This window comes from Ideonella benzenivorans (assembly GCF_020387415.1).
Lineage (GTDB): Bacteria > Pseudomonadota > Gammaproteobacteria > Burkholderiales > Burkholderiaceae_C > Ideonella > Ideonella benzenivorans.
Window position 1 is genome coordinate 200,942 of record NZ_JAGWCB010000020.1, and the last position, 19,093, is coordinate 220,034.

Annotated in this window: 18 protein-coding genes; 8 read left to right on the forward strand and 10 right to left on the reverse strand. The window is 70.0% G+C overall.

Features of this window, described 5'->3' with window-relative positions; genetic code table 11:
- Positions 1 to 7: 7 nt before the first annotated feature.
- On the reverse strand, positions 8 to 1,072 hold the full coding sequence (locus KGA65_RS19740; RefSeq protein ID WP_225864837.1) for a cyanophycinase: 1,065 nt from the start codon (positions 1,070 to 1,072) through the stop codon (positions 8 to 10).
- A gap of 139 nt (positions 1,073 to 1,211) precedes the next feature.
- Entirely contained in the window at positions 1,212 to 1,514 is a 303-nt protein-coding gene (locus KGA65_RS19745) for a 2Fe-2S iron-sulfur cluster-binding protein (RefSeq protein ID WP_225864838.1), read from the reverse strand.
- A 118-nt stretch (positions 1,515 to 1,632) separates the two neighbouring features.
- On the opposite strand from KGA65_RS19745, the gene KGA65_RS19750 reads away from it, so the two are divergent.
- Together KGA65_RS19750 and htpG are read left to right on the forward strand one after the other, a co-directional pair.
- Positions 1,633 to 3,345 (forward strand): MBL fold metallo-hydrolase, encoded by a 1,713-nt coding sequence (locus tag KGA65_RS19750; RefSeq protein ID WP_225864839.1) that lies wholly within the window; start codon positions 1,633 to 1,635, stop codon positions 3,343 to 3,345.
- A 93-nt stretch (positions 3,346 to 3,438) separates the two neighbouring features.
- Entirely contained in the window at positions 3,439 to 5,325 is a 1,887-nt protein-coding gene (gene htpG / locus KGA65_RS19755) for a molecular chaperone HtpG (protein WP_225864840.1), read from the forward strand.
- Between the two features lie 23 nt (positions 5,326 to 5,348).
- Here htpG and KGA65_RS19760 read toward each other — a convergent pair whose 3' ends face one another.
- The 3 genes from KGA65_RS19760 to KGA65_RS19770 are packed head-to-tail and all read right to left on the reverse strand — an operon-like array spanning position 5,349 to position 7,552.
- Positions 5,349 to 5,846: a CZB domain-containing protein gene (locus KGA65_RS19760; RefSeq protein ID WP_225864841.1), complete on the reverse strand. Its 498-nt coding sequence runs from the start codon at positions 5,844 to 5,846 to the stop codon at positions 5,349 to 5,351.
- A gap of 54 nt (positions 5,847 to 5,900) precedes the next feature.
- Positions 5,901 to 6,938 (reverse strand): serine/threonine protein kinase, encoded by a 1,038-nt coding sequence (locus KGA65_RS19765; protein ID WP_225864842.1) that lies wholly within the window; start codon positions 6,936 to 6,938, stop codon positions 5,901 to 5,903.
- A 32-nt stretch (positions 6,939 to 6,970) separates the two neighbouring features.
- A complete protein-coding gene (locus KGA65_RS19770; protein WP_225864843.1) occupies positions 6,971 to 7,552 on the reverse strand; it encodes a GNAT family N-acetyltransferase in 582 nt (193 codons plus the stop codon).
- A 452-nt stretch (positions 7,553 to 8,004) separates the two neighbouring features.
- Here KGA65_RS19770 and rplM point away from each other — a divergent pair, with 452 nt between their 5' ends.
- From rplM to erpA, 3 genes are all read left to right on the forward strand, one after another.
- A complete protein-coding gene (gene rplM / locus KGA65_RS19775; protein ID WP_022981447.1) occupies positions 8,005 to 8,433 on the forward strand; it encodes a 50S ribosomal protein L13 in 429 nt (142 codons plus the stop codon).
- 9 nt (positions 8,434 to 8,442) lie between these two features.
- On the forward strand, positions 8,443 to 8,835 hold the full coding sequence (rpsI, locus tag KGA65_RS19780; protein ID WP_225864844.1) for a 30S ribosomal protein S9: 393 nt from the start codon (positions 8,443 to 8,445) through the stop codon (positions 8,833 to 8,835).
- A 229-nt stretch (positions 8,836 to 9,064) separates the two neighbouring features.
- Positions 9,065 to 9,439, forward strand: a complete 375-nt coding sequence (gene erpA, locus KGA65_RS19785; RefSeq protein ID WP_225864845.1) for an iron-sulfur cluster insertion protein ErpA — start codon at positions 9,065 to 9,067, stop codon at positions 9,437 to 9,439.
- A 58-nt stretch (positions 9,440 to 9,497) separates the two neighbouring features.
- Here erpA and KGA65_RS19790 read toward each other — a convergent pair whose 3' ends face one another.
- Complete coding sequence (locus KGA65_RS19790; protein ID WP_225864846.1) at positions 9,498 to 10,631, reverse strand: anhydro-N-acetylmuramic acid kinase; 1,134 nt, start codon at positions 10,629 to 10,631, stop codon at positions 9,498 to 9,500.
- A 9-nt stretch (positions 10,632 to 10,640) separates the two neighbouring features.
- On the reverse strand, positions 10,641 to 12,029 hold the full coding sequence (locus KGA65_RS19795) for a M23 family metallopeptidase (protein WP_225864847.1): 1,389 nt from the start codon (positions 12,027 to 12,029) through the stop codon (positions 10,641 to 10,643).
- A gap of 312 nt (positions 12,030 to 12,341) precedes the next feature.
- On the opposite strand from KGA65_RS19795, the gene tyrS reads away from it, so the two are divergent.
- From tyrS to dtd, 3 genes are all read left to right on the forward strand, one after another.
- Positions 12,342 to 13,601, forward strand: a complete 1,260-nt coding sequence (gene tyrS, locus KGA65_RS19800; protein ID WP_225864848.1) for a tyrosine--tRNA ligase — start codon at positions 12,342 to 12,344, stop codon at positions 13,599 to 13,601.
- Positions 13,602 to 13,636: 35 nt separating this feature from the next.
- Entirely contained in the window at positions 13,637 to 14,056 is a 420-nt protein-coding gene (locus tag KGA65_RS19805) for an FKBP-type peptidyl-prolyl cis-trans isomerase (protein ID WP_225864849.1), read from the forward strand.
- A gap of 63 nt (positions 14,057 to 14,119) precedes the next feature.
- Positions 14,120 to 14,575 (forward strand): D-aminoacyl-tRNA deacylase, encoded by a 456-nt coding sequence (gene dtd, locus KGA65_RS19810; RefSeq protein ID WP_225864850.1) that lies wholly within the window; start codon positions 14,120 to 14,122, stop codon positions 14,573 to 14,575.
- 27 nt (positions 14,576 to 14,602) lie between these two features.
- Here the strand turns inward: dtd and KGA65_RS19815 are convergent, their stop codons facing one another.
- The 3 genes from KGA65_RS19815 to mprF are packed head-to-tail and all read right to left on the reverse strand — an operon-like array spanning position 14,603 to position 18,981.
- A complete protein-coding gene (locus tag KGA65_RS19815; protein WP_225864851.1) occupies positions 14,603 to 14,917 on the reverse strand; it encodes a hypothetical protein in 315 nt (104 codons plus the stop codon).
- A gap of 15 nt (positions 14,918 to 14,932) precedes the next feature.
- The gene (locus KGA65_RS19820) at positions 14,933 to 16,357 is read right to left on the reverse strand and encodes a virulence factor family protein (protein WP_225864852.1); all 1,425 of its coding nucleotides are present in this window, start codon (positions 16,355 to 16,357) and stop codon (positions 14,933 to 14,935) included.
- Entirely contained in the window at positions 16,354 to 18,981 is a 2,628-nt protein-coding gene (mprF, locus tag KGA65_RS19825; RefSeq protein ID WP_225864853.1) for a bifunctional lysylphosphatidylglycerol flippase/synthetase MprF, read from the reverse strand. The genes KGA65_RS19820 and mprF overlap by 4 nt, the downstream gene beginning before the upstream one ends.
- Positions 18,982 to 19,093 lie beyond the last annotated feature (112 nt).

Below are 19,093 nucleotides of genomic sequence, written 5' to 3' on the forward strand. Positions count from 1 at the left end.
CAGAGGCTCAGAAGCCGCCGCGCCGGTCCGGCGTGCGCATGGCCAGGGTGTGGCCGCGCTCCGGTGCCTCGTACGGGTCGCTGCTGAAAGCCCCCTGGTCCACATCGACGCGGTAGTAGCCGCTGCGCGGGCGTTGCGCGAAGTCGAAGCGTTGCCCGGCGTCCAGCCGCCAGACCTTGTAGCCGGCGTAGCTGACCGGCTCGCTGTCGCTGTGGCAGCCGTCGTCGGGGCGGTCGGCCAGCACCATGTAGGCGGTATCGCCATAGACCGTGCCCAGGCCGTCGCGGTCGATCAGCACGGCCGTGCCCTCGTTGATGCCCAGGCCCCAGGCCTGGCCGGTGCGGCCGCTGGCCAGCTGGCGGCAGAGGAAGGCCATCAGGCGGCCCATGCGGTCGCGCTTGACGAAGTGGCTGTCGGTCAGCGTGTCGTGCAGCGCGCTCCAGTCGAACATGTGCTCGCTGAAGCTGACGCTGTCCTGGTAAGGCTCGGCCAGCGCGGTGGACGAGCTGACGCTGCCCTGGCAACCGTCATAGACCGCTAGCGAGCCCTGGATGGCCAGACCGGCGCTGCCACCCCCGGTGCCGCCGCCGCGCTGCACCACCTGGCGCACCGCCGCCGGCAGGGGGCTGTCGCGCCATTGCATGAAGTTGCACTGGTCGCCGCCGCGGAAATAGACCACCTCGGCATGGCGGATGGTGTCCAGCACCGCGGGGTCTGAGGCCTCCTGCGGGTCGCGGATCACGATGGTGGTGCAGGAGTTGACCTGGTCCAGGGCGGCGATCGTGCGGCATTCCCCTTCCCAGTTCGGGTAGCTGGCGCCCAGCACCACCACATCAAGCCGGTCATCGGAGAGTTGATGCAGGAAGGCGGCGAACGAGGCCGCTTCCGGCGGGCCATCGCCCTTGAGGTAGAGCGCCGGGCCGTGCAGCTGGGCCCCCGCGTTCTCCGAGGCACCGAGCCGGTGCATCGCCAGCGCACCGTCCGCGGCCTGGGCACTCCAGGCGCTCAGGCTGAGGCCAGCGCACAGCAGCCAGCGCAGGCTGCAGCGGGTGAAGCTCGGCAATCCAGGCATCGTGTCCTCCTGAGGGTGGGCAGACGGCGTGGGGGCATCGAAGATGCACCGGGTTCTTGCGCACCCCAAGCAAGGATCGGACCTGAATCTGACAGGACGGCGACAGCCCGTGAGCCGATCGGATCCGGGTCGGCCCGGCTCAGGCCAGGCGGGCGCCCGGGACCACGAGCACCACATCCTCCAGCGGCTCGGCCACGCAGGGCAGCACCTCGCCCTCGGCGCGTTCCTCGGCGCTCAGGCCGGGCCAGTCGATGCGGTAGTGCACCTGGCCGCTGCGCAGCGTGCAGCGGCAGGTCCGGCAGGTGCCATTGCGGCAGGAGCGCGGCAGCCGAATGCCTGCGGCATCAGCGGCTTCCAGCAGGCTCTGTCCCAGGGCCACCGGCACGGTGCGGCCCAGAGGCTCGATGCGCAGCCAGGCGGCAGGGGAATCGTCGGCGGACATCGTGCCACTGTAGCGCGCGGCCCAGGTCAGTCATCCCCGACTGCCGCCACCGGCCAAACTCCTTAGACTGTGACCGGGCTTGTCAGCCTTGCCACAAAAAGAACCCAGGAGACACCGGATGAATGCCCCCGCCACCGCCGCCGCCCTGCCGCTGCCCGGCGGGCCTTTGCTCGACGACCCGGTGCTGGCCGGCACACGGCGGGCGGCCAGCGTGATCGTGATGCGGGACGCGCCGGCCGGGCCCCAGGTGCTGCTGCTGCGGCGGGCCGTGCGCGACGGCGACATGCGCAGTGGCGTCTGGGTGTTCCCCGGCGGGGTGCTGGACCCGGCCGATCCCGCGCTGCGGGACCGGATCGACGGGCCGGACGATGCCGCCCTGAGCGACCGGATGCAGCTGAGCACGGGGGGGCTGGACTATGCGATCGCCGCCGTGCGCGAGTGCTTCGAGGAGGTGGGGCTGCTGCTGGCCCATGGCCGGTCGCCAGCGCTGGCACAGGCCCGGGCCGAACGCGCCCAGCTGGGCGACGGCGCCGCCTTTGCCGCCCTGGTGCGCCGGCTGGACCTGCGGCTGGCCGGGGATGAACTGGCCTACCAGGCCCACTGGCTGACCCCGCTGGGCATGAAGCCGCGTTTCGACACCCGCTTCTTCCTGGCCCGGGCGCCGCAGGGCCAGGAGGCCGTGGTCGATGCGGGCGAGGCGTTGGAGCTGGCCTGGCTGACGCCGGCCGAGGCCCTGGCGGCACAGCTGCGCATGCTGCCGGTCACCCGTCGCCTGCTGCAGGAGCTGTCGGCCCATGCCAGCGTCGCCGAGGCGCTGGTGGCGGCGCGACAGCGTCCCACCGTGGAGCGCCAGTTTCCCCGCCTGGGCCGGGACGAACAGGGCACCCGGCCGGTGCTGCCGCAGGAGCCGGCCTGGGCCGAGATCGGGCGCCTGGACGCCGAGGGCCGCGGCGATGTCTGGATCACGCTGGCACCGGAACGGGCGGTGACCCTGTCCGCGCGGGTGCAGCGCATCACCTGCGCCAACGGCTCGATGATGACCGGGCCCGGCACCAACACCTACCTGATCGGGGCGCCCGGCAGCGATGCGCTGGCGGTCTTGGACCCCGGCCCGGACGACGCGCACACGGAACGCCACCTGCAGGCCGTGCTGGCCGCCGCCGGGCCACGCCGCATCGCGCACATCCTGGTGACCCACACGCACAAGGACCATTCGCCCGCGGTGCGCCGGTTGCAGGCCCTGACCGGGGCCCGCGTGGTCGGTCTGCCGGCGGCCCATCCGGAATGGCAGGACACCGCCTTCGCGCCCGACGAGCCGCCCCACCCGGGGCAGCGCTGGCTCCTGGGGCCGGACACCACGCTGCGCGCGGTGCACACGCCCGGCCACGCGGCCAACCACATCTGCTGGTGGCTGGAGGAGGAGGCCCTGCTGTTCACCGGGGACCATGTGATGCAGGGCTCGACGGTGGTGATCAACCCACCCGATGGCGACATGGCCGCCTACCTGGCCTCGCTGCAGCACCTGCAGACGCTGCCGCTGCAATGGCTGGCGCCGGGGCACGGCTTTCTGATGGCCCAGCCGCAGCGCGAACTGGCCCGGCTGGTGGCGCACCGCCTGGGCCGCGAGGCCAAGGTGCTGCAGGCGCTGCAGGCCCAACCCGCGCCGGTGGCGCTGGCCGCATTGCTGCCCCAGGTGTACGGCGACGTGCCCACGGCCCGCCATGCGGTGGCCGAGCGTTCGCTGTGGGCCCACCTGCGCAAGCTGGAGGACGAGGGCCGCGCGGCACAGGCCCAGGGCCGCTGGTGCGCCACGGTGCCGGCCGGCTCTTGAAACCGGGGAGAACGTCCCCATGTGCGCGACCGTAGGCCGCTGCCGTGCGCGCGCACGCTGCCGCGGTGAAACCTGTCGAATCCACCCAAGCCCATGAGCAAGCAAACCCATTCCTTCCAGGCCGAGGTCCAGCAGATCCTTCACCTGGTGACCCATTCGCTGTACTCGAACAAGGAAATCTTCCTGCGCGAGCTGGTCTCGAACGCGTCGGACGCCTGCGACAAGCTGCGCTACGAGGCGTTGGACAATCCCGCGCTGTACGAAGAATCGCCCAACCTGGAGATCCGGGTCTTCTTCGATGCCCAGGCCAAGACCCTGACCATCCGCGACAACGGCATCGGCATGAGCGCCGAGGAGGCCGCGGCCCACCTGGGCACCATCGCCAAGAGCGGCACGCGCGATTTCATGGCCAAGCTCTCGGGCGACCAGAAGAAGGACGCCAACCTGATCGGCCAGTTCGGCGTGGGCTTCTACTCCGGCTTCATCGTGGCCGACCGCATCACGGTGGAAAGCCGCCGCGCCGGGCTGCCGGCCGATCAGGCCGTGCGCTGGAGCAGCGAAGGCACCGGCGAGTACGAACTGGAAACGATCTCCCGCGGCGAACGGGGCACGGACGTCATCCTGCACCTGCGCGACGAGGAGGCCGAGTTCCTGTCCACCTGGCGTCTGAAGGCCATCATCAGCAAGTACAGCGACCACATCTCGCTGCCGATCCTGATGAAGAAGGAGACCTGGGACGCCGAGGCGGCCCAGCAGGTCGTCACCGACGAGTGGGAAACCGTCAACAAGGCCGCGGCGCTGTGGGCCCGCGCCAAGAGCGACATCACCGACGCCGAATACCAGGACTTCTACAAGCAGATCAGCTACGACAGCGACCCCCCGCTGGCCTACACCCACAACCGGGTCGAGGGCCGCAGTGAGTACACGCAGCTGCTCTACATCCCGTCCAAGGCCCCGTTCGACCTGTGGAACCGCGACAAGCGCGGCGGCGTGAAGCTCTACGTCAAGCGCGTCTTCATCATGGACGACGCCGAGGCGCTGATGCCGGTCTACCTGCGCTTCGTCAAGGGCGTGATCGACTCGGCGGACCTGCCGCTCAACGTGAGCCGCGAGTTGCTGCAGGAAAGCCGCGATGTGAAGGTCATCCGTGACGGCTCGGCCAAGCGCGTGCTGTCCATGCTGGAAGGTCTGGCCGACAGCGACAACGCCGACGACAAGGCCAAGTACCAGCAGTTCTGGAACGCCTTTGGTGCCGTGCTGAAGGAAGGTCTGGGCGAAGACTTCGCCAACCAGGAGCGCATCGCCAAGCTGCTGCGCTTCGCCTCGACCCACGCGGACGAGGGTGTGTCGCTGGCCGATTACGTGGCCCGCATGAAGGAAGGCCAGGAGGCCATCTACGTCATCACCGCCGACAGCCTGGCCGCCGCCAAGAACAGCCCGCAGCTGGAGATCTTCCGCAAGAAGGGCATCGAGGTGCTGCTGCTGACCGACCGCGTGGACGAGTGGATGCTGTCGCATCTGCACGAGTTCGAAGGCCATGCGCTGCAAAGCGTGGCCAAGGGTGCGGTGGACCTGGGCAAGCTGCAGGACGAGGCCGAGAAGAAGGCGGCCGAAGAAGCGGCCGAGACCTTCAAGCCGGTGCTTGAGCGCCTGAAGGAGGCGCTCAAGGACCGCGCCAAGGATGTGCGGGTGACCTCCCGCCTGGTCGATTCACCGGCTTGCGTGGTGGTGGAAGAGGGCGACATGAGCGCCCACCTGGCCCGTCTGCTCAAGCAGGCCGGCCAAGCCGCGCCGGAGGCACGGCCCATTCTCGAGGTGAACCCCGAGCATGCACTGGTCAAGCGCCTGGCCGACGACCCGCGCTTCGACGATCTGGCGCAGATCCTGTTCGACCAGGCCCTGCTGGCCGAAGGCGGCCAGCTCGACGACCCGGCCGCCTATGTGCAGCGCGTGACGCGCCTGCTGGTGCCCGCGGCCTGAACGCGCGCACCCCCCGGGGCGGATCAGGACGAGGTCCGCTCCGCCCCGGTGGCATGCAGGAAGAGCTCGGCCAGCTTGCCCTGCACCTGCACCGACGCCCGCTGGTAATCGGTGGTCAGCAGCTGGCGGGCATCCTGGATGCGGTTTTCCTCGACCGCGCGCAGCACCGCGCCGGCCAGCAGGTGAAAGCGCGCGTGGGTGGTGCGCACGGTGTCCAACAACGGTTCACCCTGGAAGGCCTGGCTGCCTGGGCCGTGCAGCCAACGCCCCAGCACGCACAGGTCGTCGCGTGACACATCGGCGGAGACGGGAACCTCCTGCGACTGTCCCTCGACCACCGCCAGCAAGCGGCCCTTCCAGGCTTGGTGCGCCCGGATGGCGGCGGCGAAATCCAGCCCACCCACCTCGCTCTGGGTCTCTTCCTCCGGTGTCTGGGTGACGGGCGTCTCGGTGTCGGGTGCCACCGTGTGGTCACCGCGGCTGCGCCCGGCCAGCGCCTTGATCCATGCCGTGAACTTCATTGCTCGGTGTCCCCTCGTCGTTCCCTTGTGTACTGCGGCGGGTATGGAGGCATCCTAAGGCAAATCCTGCAGACGCTCGATCTGTTCGCGCAACTCGTTGGCCTGCTGGCTCCAGTAGGACGGGCTGTCAAACCAGGGGAAGGCGACGGGAAAGGCGGGGTCTTCCCAGCGCTCGGCGATCCAGGCGCTGTGGTGGATCATGCGCAGCGTGCGCAGCGGCTCGATCAGCAGCAACTCCTGCTCGTCCAGGGGCATGAACTCGCGGTAGCCGTTGAGCAGCGGGTCCTGCGCCGCGCTCACCGCGCCGCGCTCGCCGGGCAGCAGCATCCACAGATCCTGGACGGCCGGGCCCGTGCCACAGTCATCCAGGTCCACCAGATTGGGGCCGGCCCAGGCACCTTCCTCGCGCCAGAGCACATTGCCAGGGTGGCAGTCGCCATGCAGGCGCAGTTGCCGTGCCGGCGCATGCCGGGCCCAGACCGCATCCACCAGGGCCAAGGCCTCGGCGCTGGTGCGGACCCAGGCATGGTCAATCTCCGGGTCCACGCGGCCGCTGTCGAGCAGCCGTTGACGGGGCAGGTGGCCCAGGGTCTGCGGATCCAGCGTGCGCCGGTGCAGGAAGCGGCCGCGTGTGCCGACGGCATGCAGGCGCCCCAGCAGGCGGCCCAGGCGGGCCAGGACTTCCGGGTTCTCCAGTTCGGGGGCCCGGCCGACCCGTCGTTCGCTGACGGACAGCCGGAACAGGCTGCCATCGGCCGCGTGGAAATGGGCCAGCGTCGGCGTGGCGGGCGACAGCGTCAGCGGGCCTTGGTCGGCCAGCGGCTGCAGCACCAGGGGGGGCACCACGGGCAGCTCGGCCTCGGCCAGTTCGCACGCGAAGGCATGTTCCTCGGCGATCTGGGCATCGGTCCAGCGGCCGGGGCGGTAGAACTTGGCGACCACCACCCGGCCGTCGTCCAGATGGGCCTGCCAGACGCGGTTCTCGTAGGAGTTCAGCTGCAGCAGCCGGCCATCGGCTGGCAGGCCGGCCTGGTACAGGGCATCCAGCACGGTGGCTGGGTCCAGACCGGCGAAGGGGAGGGGATGGGACATCGGCGCATGGTACGCCGGCCCCACCACCGGGCTTACTCGATGGTCTCCGACCTGCGCTGGGGCGCTGTCTTCTCGGTGGACCAGGCCAGGTCGCCGCGCATCCACGAACCCATCAGGCGCATGAACTGCGCCTGGCTCTTGACGCTGTAGTCGAACTCGGCGGCCTGGTCGGCCATCATGGCCTCCAACCGCGCGCTGAAGGACTCGGGCGGCAGCTTCAGTCGGGCCTCGGAATCCGGGCCATCCCGCTCGACGGTGGCGCCTGCCTTGCGGGCGATGCGCAGCATGGCGGTGTTTTCGGTCAGGGCATGGATGATCATCGTGTCCACGCCCCGGACCCGGGCGCGCAGCACCGCATGGGCAAACAGCCGGGCGCCGTAGCCGCGTCCGCGGGCATGGGCTGCCACCGAGACGCCGAACTCGGCCGTGTGGGTGTCCTCACCATGGGCCGACAGGTAGGCCACATGGGTCATCGCGATCAGTTCCAGCTTCCAGTTGAAGACACCGGCGATGTCGTCCCGCCCGAAATCCAGCGAGGCGACATAGCGCTCAATCTGGGTGTCACTGGCGGCATAGCCGAAGCGCAGATAGCGGTCGGCTGGCGACAGGGCCATCAAGTGGCTCAGCACGTCCGAACGGTTCGCCTCGCTCAGGGAACGGACGGGAATCCATGGGCCGTGGCCGGCGGAGGCGGGGGAGAGGCTGTGAAGTGTGTGCATGGCCATCGGCAGGCGTGACAGGCCCGTGTCAGGTCTAGGGTTTACCCGGACTGTACAGGGTTTTCACGGAGTCTGCTCCAGGCGGGGTGTGCGGCTTGCCACACAATGGACTTGTTTCTACATTGCCGAAGCAGCTATACTTACCGGCTTTCCCGTTATCGGCGGGGAGAGCAGCGCCTGTCTGGCCAAGCCTTCATGATGCATGGGGGCCGCCTGGCGGGTCTGACCGGAATGCCTGAGAGGCTGCCGGCGGTGAGCACCTTCGTGGCCACCGCCTTTCCAAGCAGCACCGATGGGGCCGGGGCCTGCTGCTCATACAGCCGTTTTTTCTGTTCTCAGAGACTCTCATGAAGACCTTCAGCGCCAAGCCGGCCGAGGTGGTCCACGAGTGGTTTGTGATTGACGCCACCGACAAGGTGCTCGGACGTGTTGCCAGCGAAGTGGCACTCCGTTTGCGCGGCAAGCACAAGGCCATCTACACCCCTCACGTGGATACCGGCGATTTCATCGTCATCGTCAATGCAGACAAGCTGCGTGTGACGGGTAACAAGGCCAACGACAAGGTGTACTACCGTCACTCCGGTTTCCCGGGTGGCATCTACGGCACCAAGTTCAAGGACATGCAAGCCAAGCATCCGGGCCGTGCCCTGGAGAAGGCCGTCAAGGGCATGCTGCCCAAGGGGCCGCTGGGCTACGCGATGATCAAGAAGCTGAAGGTGTATGCGGGCGACACGCATCCGCACACCGCCCAGCAGCCCAAGGCGCTGGAAATCTAAGGAGCGGTGATGATCGGTAATTGGAACTACGGCACTGGCCGCCGCAAGTCGTCTGTGGCCCGTGTCTTCCTGAAGAAGGGCACTGGCCAGATCGTCGTCAACGGCAAGCCCGTCGACGAGTATTTCGGCCGTCAGACCTCCATCATGGTGGTCAAGCAGCCGCTGGTGCTGACCGAGAACGTCGAAGCCTTCGACATCAAGGTCAACGTGTGCGGTGGTGGTGAATCCGGCCAGGCCGGTGCCGTCCGTCACGGCATCACCCGCGCCCTGATCGACTACGACACCGCCCTGAAGTCTGCGCTGAGCCAAGCCGGCTTCGTGACCCGCGATGCCCGTGAAGTCGAGCGTAAGAAGGTCGGTCTGCACGGCGCTCGTCGTCGTAAGCAGTTCAGCAAGCGCTGATCGCGATCCTGTGGTGCCAACGTTGGCACCACAGCCAGGATCCAAGGCCGCTTCAGCCTCCGTGCTGGGCGGCCTTTGTCGTTTTCAAATCCGCGCCTCTGGCAAGGTCATGGGCTGGCATGGGAACATGTCGACCTGCGCCTTGAAAGCCGGCGCCCCGCACCCATTTCCCATGCAGGCGGCCCGGTCGATGGCTGGGCGCGCATGCATCACCTCGAAGGACATCTGAATGACCGCCGTCGCCGAGACCACTGAAACCGTCAGCACCGAAATGCCGTCGCCCATCATCTTCACCGACAGCGCCGCCGCCAAGGTGGCTGATCTGGTGGCTGAGGAAGGCAATCCCGACCTGAAGCTGCGTGTCTTCGTGCAGGGCGGTGGCTGCTCGGGCTTCCAGTATGGCTTCACCTTCGATGAGGTCGTCAACGAGGACGACACCCAGATGAGCAAGGCTGGTGTGACGCTGCTGATCGACGCGATGAGCCTGCAATACCTGGTCGGCGCTGAGATCGATTACAAGGAAGACCTGCAGGGTTCGCAGTTCGTGATCAAGAACCCGAACGCGACCACCACCTGCGGTTGCGGTTCCAGCTTCTCGGTCTGAGGCCGCACCTCGGCTCCCATGCAGGCCACCTTCGGGTGGCCTGTTTGTTTTGGGGGCCTCAGCGGGCGGGGTAGAGCGCGCCCAGCACCCGCAGACCGGCTGCGCCGGTGACCTCCGGCCGGTTGCCGGGCTGGCGGTGGCAGAAGGCCCAGGCCAGCCAGGCAAAGGCCGCGGCCTCCACCTGCAGCGGGGGCAGGCCGGCCGTGGCCGTGCTGGCCACCGTCGTGGCGGGCAGCAGGCGCTGCAGCCGGGCCATCAGGTCGTCGTTGAAGGCGCCGCCGCCGCAGCACAGCAGGGTGCGGGTGCGCGGGGCCTCGGCTTGCAGGGCCTCGGCAGCGCAGCGGGCCGTGAACTCGGCCAGGGTGGCCTGCACGTCCTGTGGGGCGGTGGCAGGCGGCAGGCCCTCCAGCCGGCCGGCCAGCCAGACCGGGTTGAACAGATCGCGCCCCGTGCTCTTGGGCGGCGGGAGCCGCAGAAAGGGCTCATCGAGCAGGCGGGCCAGCAGCACGGGCAGCACCTGGCCGCTGGCCGCCCATTGCCCGCTCGCGTCATAGGGCAGGCCACGTTCGCGTTGGATCCAGAAGTCCAACAGCGCATTGCCGGGGCCGCAGTCGAAGCCGCGCACCGGCCGGGCATCGCCCGCGGGCGGCAGCAGCGTCAGGTTGGCGATGCCGCCCAGGTTGAGTGCCGCGCCATCGGTGGTCTGGCCTCCAAAGACGATGGCGTGAAAGGCCGGCACCAGCGGTGCGCCCTGGCCGCCGGCCGCCACATCGCGGCTGCGGAAGTCGCAGACCACGTCGATGCCGCAACGCTCGGCCAGCAGCGCCCCCTGATTCAGCTGCAGGGTGTAGCCGCGCCCGTCGAATTCGCCTGGGCGGTGGCGCACGGTCTGGCCGTGCGAGCCGATGGCCAGCACCTGTGCGGGCGTGGCCTGCGCCTGCTGCAACAGGTCGGCCACCACGTTGGCCTGCACCTCGGCCAGTTGGTTGGCCGCCAGGGCGGCACGGTGCAGCTCGTCGGAGCCGGGGCTGTTGAGCGCCAGCAGCTCGTCGTGCAACGCGGCCGGGAAGGGGCGGTGCGCATGGGCCAGCACGCGGGGCCGGCCCTGGGCGTCGAAGCGGGCCAGCACACCGTCCACCCCGTCCAGCGAGGTGCCGGACATCAGGCCGATGAACTGCTCGGCGGCGCCCATGGCAGCGGCTTACTCGAAGCGGCCCGGCATGCCGTTCAGCCCGGTCGCGGCATCCAGCTCGGACTGCGCCGTGCGGGCCAGTTGGGCGAAGCGGTTGCGCTGACTGCCATCCAGGCGCACGGTCTCGGACGCCTTGGCGATGGCCACCGGGTCCTTCTGCTCGCCATGCAGGCGGAATTCGAAGTGCAGGTGCGGGCCGGTGGCCCAGCCGGTCATGCCGACGTTGCCGATGGCGTCGCCCGCGCCGACCTTCTGGCCCTTGCGCACGCCGATGCGGCTCAGGTGGGCATAGACGGTCGTGCGGTCGCCCGCATGCTGGACCATGATCACGTTGCCGTAGCCGTTCTGTACGCCGGCGAAGCTGACCACACCGTCGCCCACGGTGCGCACCGCGGTGCCGATCGGGGCGGCGTAGTCCACGCCCAGGTGCTTCTTCCAGACGCCCAGGATGGGGTGGAAGCGCATCGCGAAGCCCGAGCTGACCCGCGAGAAGGCCACCGGGCTGGAGATGAAGGCGCGCCGCTTGCTCTCGCCGTTGAAGTCGAAATAACCGCCCTTGCCGGCGCCGGCGTACCAGACCGCCTGGTGGGGCTGGCCGGCATTGACGAACTCGGCGGCCAGCACCTTGCCGCTGCCCTGGCTCCAGGGCACGGGCTCGCCGTCGGCCGTCAGGGTCTCGAACACCACCCGGAAGCTGTCGCCCTTGCGCAGGTCGCGGCGGAAGTCGATGTCGTTGCCGAAAATTTCGGCCATCTGCGTGGCCACGGCGTCGGGCAGGCCGGCCTCGTCGGTGGCGGCGAACAGCGAGCTGCGGATGGTGCCGCTCGCCAGCCGGGGGGTGGATTCCAGCTGCGCCTGCTCCAGGTGGGAGGCGAACTGGCCGTGCGCGTCACGTTCCACCCGCAAGCGGGCGAAGCGGGGATGGCCGTTTTCGTCGTCGGTGGTGGGGAATCGGGCCACCAGCTCGCTCAGGCGGCCATCGGCCGCCTTGCTGACGGTGACCAGCTTGCCGGCGCCGCCTTCGAACAGCCGCCGACCGATCGGGTCGTTGCGGATCCAGGCGGCGGCAGCGGCGTCCACCACGCCCAGGCGGCGCAGCAGGGTGTCGGGGGTGTCGCTGGCGCGGGTCTGCTCGGTGCGGTGCAGCGTCAGCGTGGCACCGGCCAGGGCCTCCAGCTGCGGCGCGATGGCTTCGGGGGTGACGTCCTCGACGATCAGGCGCCGGGGCAGGTCGCTCGCATCCGGGGCCAGTGGTGCAATGCCGAAGGCGGTGACACCGGTGCCCGCCAGCAAGGCGACGATGCTGCCGGTGACGGCGCGGGGATGCCGGCGGAGGGTCTGGGTGGCCGCGCGCAGCAGGTTCTGCAGCGGGCGGAGCGAAAAACGGGAAGAGCCCAACAACGAATTCAAGGTCAACTGCCGGGGCCAGGCCCCGTCCGGAAAGTCAGCAGAGGTGTCGGGCGGCGGGGCGGCTGCTCCCTGAAGCAACCAGGCCACCGGCGCCTGAAACGATCCAGGGCCTGCGGCGCAGGCCGCGGCCCCGGGGCGACGATTCCGGCACCCTGTGGACTCCCTCGTAGAATCGGACGTTTCACGCCCGGGCTTGGCCACGATGCCGGTCAGTAACCGATCGGCCGAGTATACCAAGCGCGCTTTTGGCCACCGGGGCCACCGGGGCCACCGGGCGGTCCAGACACCTCAGCCACCACCATGTCCGATCTTGATGCAGTCCCGGCTTCCGTCGGGGCCGAGCCTTCCGACCTTCCCCTGAGCGACCGTGTGCAGGAGGCCCTGGCCATCAGCCTGCGCGGTTGCGCCGAACTTCTGCCCCAGGCCGAGTGGGTGAAGAAGCTGCAACGCTGGGACGCCACCGGCGTGCCGCTGCGCATCAAGTTCGGCATGGACCCGACCGCGCCGGACCTGCACCTGGGCCACACGGTGGTGCTCAACAAGATGCGCCAGCTGCAGGACCTGGGCCTGGCGGTGATCCCGCTGATCGGCGACTTCACCACCACCATCGGCGACCCCTCCGGCCGCAACACCACCCGCCCGCCGCTGACCCGCGAGCAGATCGAGGCCAATGCCAAGACCTACTTCGAGCAGATCCGCCTGGTGGTGGACCTGGACCGGGCCGAGGTGCGCTGGAACAGCGAGTGGTGCGACGCGCTGGGTGCGCGCGGCATGATCCAGCTGGCGGCCAAGTACACCGTGGCCCGCATGTTGGAGCGCGAGGACTTCACCAAGCGCTTCCAGAGCGGCACGGCCATCTCGGTGCACGAGTTCCTCTACCCGCTGATGCAGGGCTACGACTCGGTGGCGCTCCAGAGCGACCTGGAGCTGGGCGGCACCGACCAGAAGTTCAACCTGCTGATGGGCCGCCATCTGCAGGCCGAGTACGGCCAGGAGCCGCAGTGCATCCTGACCATGCCGCTGCTGGAGGGCCTGGACGGTGTGGACAAGATGTCCAAGTCCAAGGGCAACTACATCGGCATCACCGAGCCGGCCAACACCATGTTCGCCAAGGTCATGTCGATCAGCGACGAGCTGATGTGGCGCTGGTACACCCTGCTGTCCTTCCGCTCCGAGGCCGAGATCGCCGCGCTGAAGGCCGAGGTCGAAGGCGGGCGCAACCCGCGTGACGCCAAGGTGGCGCTGGCCAAGGAGATCACCGCGCGCTTCCACAACGCCGCCGCGGCCGAAGGGGCCGAGCAGGACTTCGTCAACCGCAGCAAGGGCGGCATCCCGGACGACATCCCCGAGGTGGCGCTCGGCGGTGCCCCGATGGCCATCGGCGCGCTGCTGAAAGCCGCCAACCTGGTGGCCAGCGGCAGCGAAGGCCTGCGCATGGTCGAGCAAGGCGGCGTGCGCATCGATGGCACGGTGGTCAGCGACAAGGGTCTGAAGGTTGAGGCCGGCTGTTTCGTGCTGCAGGTGGGCAAGCGCAAGTTCGCCCGTGTCACGCTGGCCTGAAGAGGCCGCACTCTGCGTTGAAAGAAGGATCTTCCATGTCGCGTCTGTCGTTCGTTGGCGGGGCCCTGGCCCTGTGTCTGCCGCTGTGGGCCCAGGCCGCTTCGGCCCTGCCCGCACCGGTCACCACCCCCAGCGGGCTGGTCTACCAGGAACTGAAGGCCGGCACGGGCATCTCGCCGACCGCCTCGGCCACGGTGCGCGTCCACTACCGCGGCACCCTGGCCAACGGCACCGAGTTCGACAGCTCCTACCGCCGCGGCGAGCCGGCCGAGTTTCCGCTCAACCGTGTCATTCCCTGCTGGACCGAGGGCCTGCAGCGCATGAAGGCCGGCGGCAAGGCCAGGCTGACCTGCCCGCCGTCCATCGCCTACGGCGCCAAGGGGGCGGGTGGGGTGATTCCGCCCAATGCCACGCTGACCTTCGAGGTCGAGCTGCTGGCCATCACCAACTTCTGAACGCAGCGGCCCACGGGACGTGACTGAACTGCGCGCCTGGGCGCTGATCTTTGGGGAATTGTCGTGATCGCAGTGATTCAGCGGGTGCAAGAGGCCCGGGTGGCGGTGGACGGCCGGGTCACGGGCGCCATCGGGCCGGGCCTGCTGGTGCTGGTCTGCGCCGAGCCGCAGGACACCGAGGCCCAGGCCGACCGGCTGCTGGACAAGCTGCTCAAGCTGCGCATCTTCAGCGACGACGCCGGCAAGATGAACCGCAGCGTGCAGGACCTGGATGGCGCGGGCACGCCCGGGGGGCTGTTGCTGGTGTCCCAGTTCACGCTGGCGGCCGACACCCGCAGCGGCAACCGGCCCAGCTTCACCGGTGCGGCGCCGGCCGCGCTGGGGCAGGCGCTGTACGACCACCTGGTCGCCCAGGCCCGCCAGCGCCACCCTCAGGTGGCCACCGGCGAGTTCGCCGCCCACATGCAGGTGCACCTGGTCAACGACGGCCCGGTCACCATCCCGATGACGGTGCACTGACACTGACCGGGACCGAGACGCGCGTGCTCAGTCGTCCTCGCGGGCGGCGGCCAGGCGCTGCTTGACCTCGGCCAGCAGGTCGCGCAGCTGGGCACTGTCGCGCAGGCTGCGGGGCTGCCATTCCGGCGTGCGGGCCAGGCGCCGGGCCAGTGACAGCGTCAGCATCGTGCCATCGGCCGACACGGCCAGATCCCGCAGCAGGGCCTGCCCCTGCCGTTCGAAGCGGCCCTCCCGTTCGGTCAGCCCGGTCGCGCGCAGTTCGCGCCGCAGGCGCTGCAAGGCCTCTGCCGGCTGGAAGGCGGGGGGCTTGAAGAAATCGGGATTGAGCTCGAAGTCATCCATGGCGGGATCATGCCCTCAGTGGCCGGCTGCTTCCAGGATCTTGCGGGCCAGGCCCTCATAGTCGCCACCGAAGTGGTGGCCGCCGGTCAGCGGCAGCACGCGGGCATGGTCGGGCGCCAGTGCCGGGCACAGCGAGTCCTTCTCGTCCTGGCCATAGACGCACAGGGTGTGGCTGGCCGCGAGCTTCATGGCCTCCGGGGCGATGGGCTTGTCGCCGCTGGGCCCGATCCAGTTGGCGACGTGGAACTCGAACGAGGCCTTCTGCCCCGGCCCCAGCAAGGCGGCCAGCTGCACCCGGGCGCGGGTGGCGGCCGGCAGGCGGTTGAGCGCGAAAGGCAGCACGTCGGCACCCTGCGAATAGCCGATCACGATCACCTGGCTGCGGCCCCAGCGGGCGGCGTAGTAGCGGATCACCCGGTCCAGGTCGGCCGCCAGGCCGGCCGGGGTGCGTTCGCTCCAGAAGTAGCGCAGCGAATCCATCCCCGCCACCGGCACGCCCTGCGCCACCAGGGCCTTGGCGATGCCCTTGTCGATGCTGGCCCAGCCGCCGTCGCCCGACAGCAGCACCGCGAACGGCGCGGCACCGTGGCCGCCGGCGGGCTGGCCCAGACCATCGTCGGGCGTGGGCAGTTCGATCAGCGGCAGGTCCGACAGCTGGGTCGGGGGCGGGCCCAGCGGCACCTGCTTGACGGCCAGCGTGGCCCAGGCCGCGTCCAGCCCGGCGGGCAAGGCCCCGGCGGCGCTGCCCGGGCTGGCCAGCCAGCGGGCCTGCGGCACGCGCTGGACGAAGGCCTGGGCCTGGCCTGCCGTGCAGGCCTCGCCCGAGCCCAGGGCCAGCCAGTGGGTGGGCAGGGCGACCGGCGCAGGCTGCAGATCGACCCCGCTGTCGGCGCTGCGCCATTTCAGCGTGGGGCCGGCGCACAGCGGGGGGGCTTGGGTCAGATGCGGGCAGAAGCCCACCGACAGACCGCCGGCAAAGGTGCCCGCCGGCGCCTGGGCCAGGGCGGCGTAGGTCAGCGCGGCGGCGGGGCCGTTGCCGACCAGCGTGGGCAGCAGGTAGGCCGGCAGATGGTCCTGGGCCTGGATGTGGCGGGCCAGGTTTTCGAAGGCACCGCCCGGGTAGGTGCACTTGCCGTCCTGGGCCGCCAGCCGCTGGTAGAACGGCGGCAGCGGCACGCTGGCCACCATGGCGCCCTTGTTCACCAGGCGGTCGGCCAGCGCCCGCTCGCTGGGCGAGGGGCCCTCGGCCTCGTTTTGCAGCAGCAGCACGAACTGCTGGGGCGCGCCGGCCGGGCGTTGCACCAGCACATCGGTGAACAGGCCGTGCGAGATCTTCTGCGCGGCGGGTTCGGCCGCCAGGGCCGAGGAGCCGGCCAGGGCCAGGGCGGCCAAGCCGCTGGCCAGGTGCCAGGTGGCGTGGGAGGCGGTGCGTCGTGTCATCGGGATTCAGGGTCGTCAGGGTGGCCGCCGCCAATCAGCGCGGCGATGTCGGCCAGCACGAACACCGGGGCCAATCCGCCCGGGGTGGCCAGGTAACGGGCCTCCCACTGGGGTTCGAACTTGTCCTTGAAGCTGTGCAGGCCGCGAAAGCGGTAGAAGCGGTCGCCGTACTTGTACAGCAGGCGGCCCAGGCGTTGCCAGCGCGGCGCCTGGCGCCGTTCGGCCATGCCGGCCAGCGGGGACATGCCCAGGCCGAAGCGCTGGTAGCCCTCGGCCTGCAGGTGCAGCATGATGCGCGCGAACAGAAAGTCCATCGTGCCGGCCGGCGCCTCGGGGCGGTGGCGCATCAGGTCGATGCTGGCCTCCTCTTTGCAGGCGGTGACCTGCAGGTTGGCGAAGGCCACCAGCCGCCCGTGCTGGCGCACCAGGGCCACGGGCAACTGGCCCAGGTAGGCCGGGTCGAAGCGCCCGACCGAGAAGCCCTTTTCCCGGCCCTGCTGCTGTTGCAGCCAGGCGTCGGAGATGGCCTGCAGTTCGGGCAGCAGCGGTGCCACCGCCTCGGCGGGGACCACCTCGAAGCTCAGCCCCTCGCGCTCGCCCCGGTTCACGCCAGCCCGCAGGTTGGCCCGCTTGCCGCCCTTGAGGCTGAATTCCGGCAAAGGCACCTGCGCATATTCGCCCAGCTTGATGGCCTGCAGACCGCAGTCCAGGTAGAGCGGCAGTTCGCCCGGGCGCACCTGGTAGAAGGCCGCGCGGCCGCCGTTGGCGGTCGCCAGCTCGATGAACTGCCAGACCAGGTCGGGCCACTCGCGGCGTTCGCCAAAAGGGCCGAACAGGGACACCCAGGTGCGGCCCTGGCGGCCGTACATCAGGAAGCTGCGGCCCGAGGGCGAGAAGAGCAGGCGCTTGTCACCCATCAGCACGAAGCAGCCTTCGGCCCGCGGCCCGGCCTGGACCAGGTCCGCGGCGCGGGCCAGCGCCTCGGCCGTGGGCCGTGGCAGTTCGCCGGCCCGCGGCCGCAGCAGCTGCCACAGGCCCAGGGCCAGTGACAGCAGCGCAATCGCGGTCAGCGCCCGCAGCGAGCGCGGCGCCTGGGCGTCGAGCTCGAATTCCCACCACAGGTGGTTGCTGTAGGCCACCTGCTTGTAGGCGAAGAACAGCACCCAGACACAGGCCAGCAGCACGCCGGCCAGCCCCAGCAGCCACTCAGGCTCCAGGTGCTGGGCGAACAGGGAGGAGCGGCGGTCAAACTGGCGCCGCGAGACGACCAGCAACACCGCCAGCACGCTCAGCAGCGCGGCCTCGTTGAGGGCGATGCCCTTGGGCAGGGCCAGCACGGCGGCGACCAGCGACAGGCCCAGGGCCGCCCACCAGGCGGCGTCCAGCCGGTGCAGCAGGCCGCGCGCCACGATCAGCAGCCCCAGCCCGGCCACGCTGCCCAGGAAGTGGGAGGCCTCGATCAGTGGCAGCGGCACATTCAGTGCCACCAGCACTGCGCGCGCATCGCGGGTGAAGGGGGTGACGCCGGAGACCATCAGCCACAGCCCCGCGACCAGGGTCAGCGCGGCCAGCAGGCGCGGGCTCTGGCGCACGGCCGCCCGGCCCATTGGGGCCACGGTGCCGGCGCGCAGTTCGTAGCCCACCAGCAGCCCGCTGGCCAGCACCAGGGGCAGCACGTAGTACAGGCCGCGGTAGAGCAGCAGGGCACCCAGCAGCTTGGCGGTGGGCAGGTCGGGGCCGGCGGCCAGCAGCATCACCGCCTCGAACACGCCCAGGCCGCCCGGCACATGGCTGATCAGCGCGGCGGCGATGGCCACCGCATACAGCGCCAGAAAGCTGAACAGCGGCAGGGCGCTTTCCGGCAGCAGGAACCACAGCGCCAGACCGGAGGCCGTCAGCTCGACCGCAGAGATCGCCAGTTGGCGCAGCGCCAGCCCGAACGGGGGCAGGCGCAGCCCCAGCCGCCAGCGCCGGCCGGGGCCCCAGTGCCAGACGATGGTGCGCTGCCGGTGACACAGCCAGAGAAAGCCTGCCAGCGTCCCCAGCATGGCCAGCGAGCCAGCCTGCAGCAGCGGGGCGGGCAGCCGCAGCAGCGGGGCCACGGCTTCCGCGCCCCACCACAGCCCCAGGGCGCCGAAGGCCAGCATGCCCAGCACGAAGGCGGCCGTGTTGAAGCCGATCACCCGGGCGATCTGACCCGGCTCCAGCCCCGCGTGGGTGTAGAGCCGCATGCGCACCGCACCGCCCGACAGCGGGCCCAGACCGATGGTGTTGGACAGCGCATAGGCCACGAACGAGGTCAGGCCCACGGTGCCGCGGGCCACCTGCGCGCCGGCATAGCGCAGGGCCGAACTGTCGTACTGGGTCAGTGCCAAGTAGCTGGCCACAGTGGCCAGCAGCGACCACAGCAGGTTCTGGCCCGGGGTGGTCCGCACCGCCGCCATCACCTGGCCATAGCGCACCTCCTGCAGCAGGTGGTGCAGTGCCTCGCCCACCAACGCGGCCAGCAGCAGCCCCAGCCCGGCCAGCAGCCAGGGGCGCCAGCGGCTCCAGCCATGGGCCCAGCGAGCGGTTCGGGAAGCGGCAGCGGGGGCGGGGGGGGCGGAAGAGGGCTGGGCAAGCACGGTCGGGTGCCGAAACGAAGAAGGCTGCAGCGGGTTGTACCCGAAACGCGCGCGACGTGTGTCCGGTGGACGGGTTGCCAGCCCCTGGCGGGCAGGCGCACGATGCGCGACA

Bases quoted from the DNA above. Each gene is read 5' to 3' on its own strand.
- KGA65_RS19740 (WP_225864837.1), bottom strand. From the start codon at position 1,072: ATGCCTGGATTGCCGAGCTTCACCCGCTGCAGCCTGCGCTGGCTGCTG.
- KGA65_RS19745 (WP_225864838.1), bottom strand. From the start codon at position 1,514: ATGTCCGCCGACGATTCCCCTGCCGCCTGGCTGCGCATCGAGCCTCTG.
- KGA65_RS19750 (WP_225864839.1), top strand. From the start codon at position 1,633: ATGAATGCCCCCGCCACCGCCGCCGCCCTGCCGCTGCCCGGCGGGCCT.
- htpG (WP_225864840.1), top strand. From the start codon at position 3,439: ATGAGCAAGCAAACCCATTCCTTCCAGGCCGAGGTCCAGCAGATCCTT.
- KGA65_RS19760 (WP_225864841.1), bottom strand. From the start codon at position 5,846: ATGAAGTTCACGGCATGGATCAAGGCGCTGGCCGGGCGCAGCCGCGGT.
- KGA65_RS19765 (WP_225864842.1), bottom strand. From the start codon at position 6,938: ATGTCCCATCCCCTCCCCTTCGCCGGTCTGGACCCAGCCACCGTGCTG.
- KGA65_RS19770 (WP_225864843.1), bottom strand. From the start codon at position 7,552: ATGGCCCTGTCGCCAGCCGACCGCTATCTGCGCTTCGGCTATGCCGCC.
- rplM (WP_022981447.1), top strand. From the start codon at position 8,005: ATGAAGACCTTCAGCGCCAAGCCGGCCGAGGTGGTCCACGAGTGGTTT.
- rpsI (WP_225864844.1), top strand. From the start codon at position 8,443: ATGATCGGTAATTGGAACTACGGCACTGGCCGCCGCAAGTCGTCTGTG.
- erpA (WP_225864845.1), top strand. From the start codon at position 9,065: ATGACCGCCGTCGCCGAGACCACTGAAACCGTCAGCACCGAAATGCCG.
- KGA65_RS19790 (WP_225864846.1), bottom strand. From the start codon at position 10,631: ATGGGCGCCGCCGAGCAGTTCATCGGCCTGATGTCCGGCACCTCGCTG.
- tyrS (WP_225864848.1), top strand. From the start codon at position 12,342: ATGTCCGATCTTGATGCAGTCCCGGCTTCCGTCGGGGCCGAGCCTTCC.
- KGA65_RS19805 (WP_225864849.1), top strand. From the start codon at position 13,637: ATGTCGCGTCTGTCGTTCGTTGGCGGGGCCCTGGCCCTGTGTCTGCCG.
- KGA65_RS19815 (WP_225864851.1), bottom strand. From the start codon at position 14,917: ATGGATGACTTCGAGCTCAATCCCGATTTCTTCAAGCCCCCCGCCTTC.
- KGA65_RS19820 (WP_225864852.1), bottom strand. From the start codon at position 16,357: ATGACACGACGCACCGCCTCCCACGCCACCTGGCACCTGGCCAGCGGC.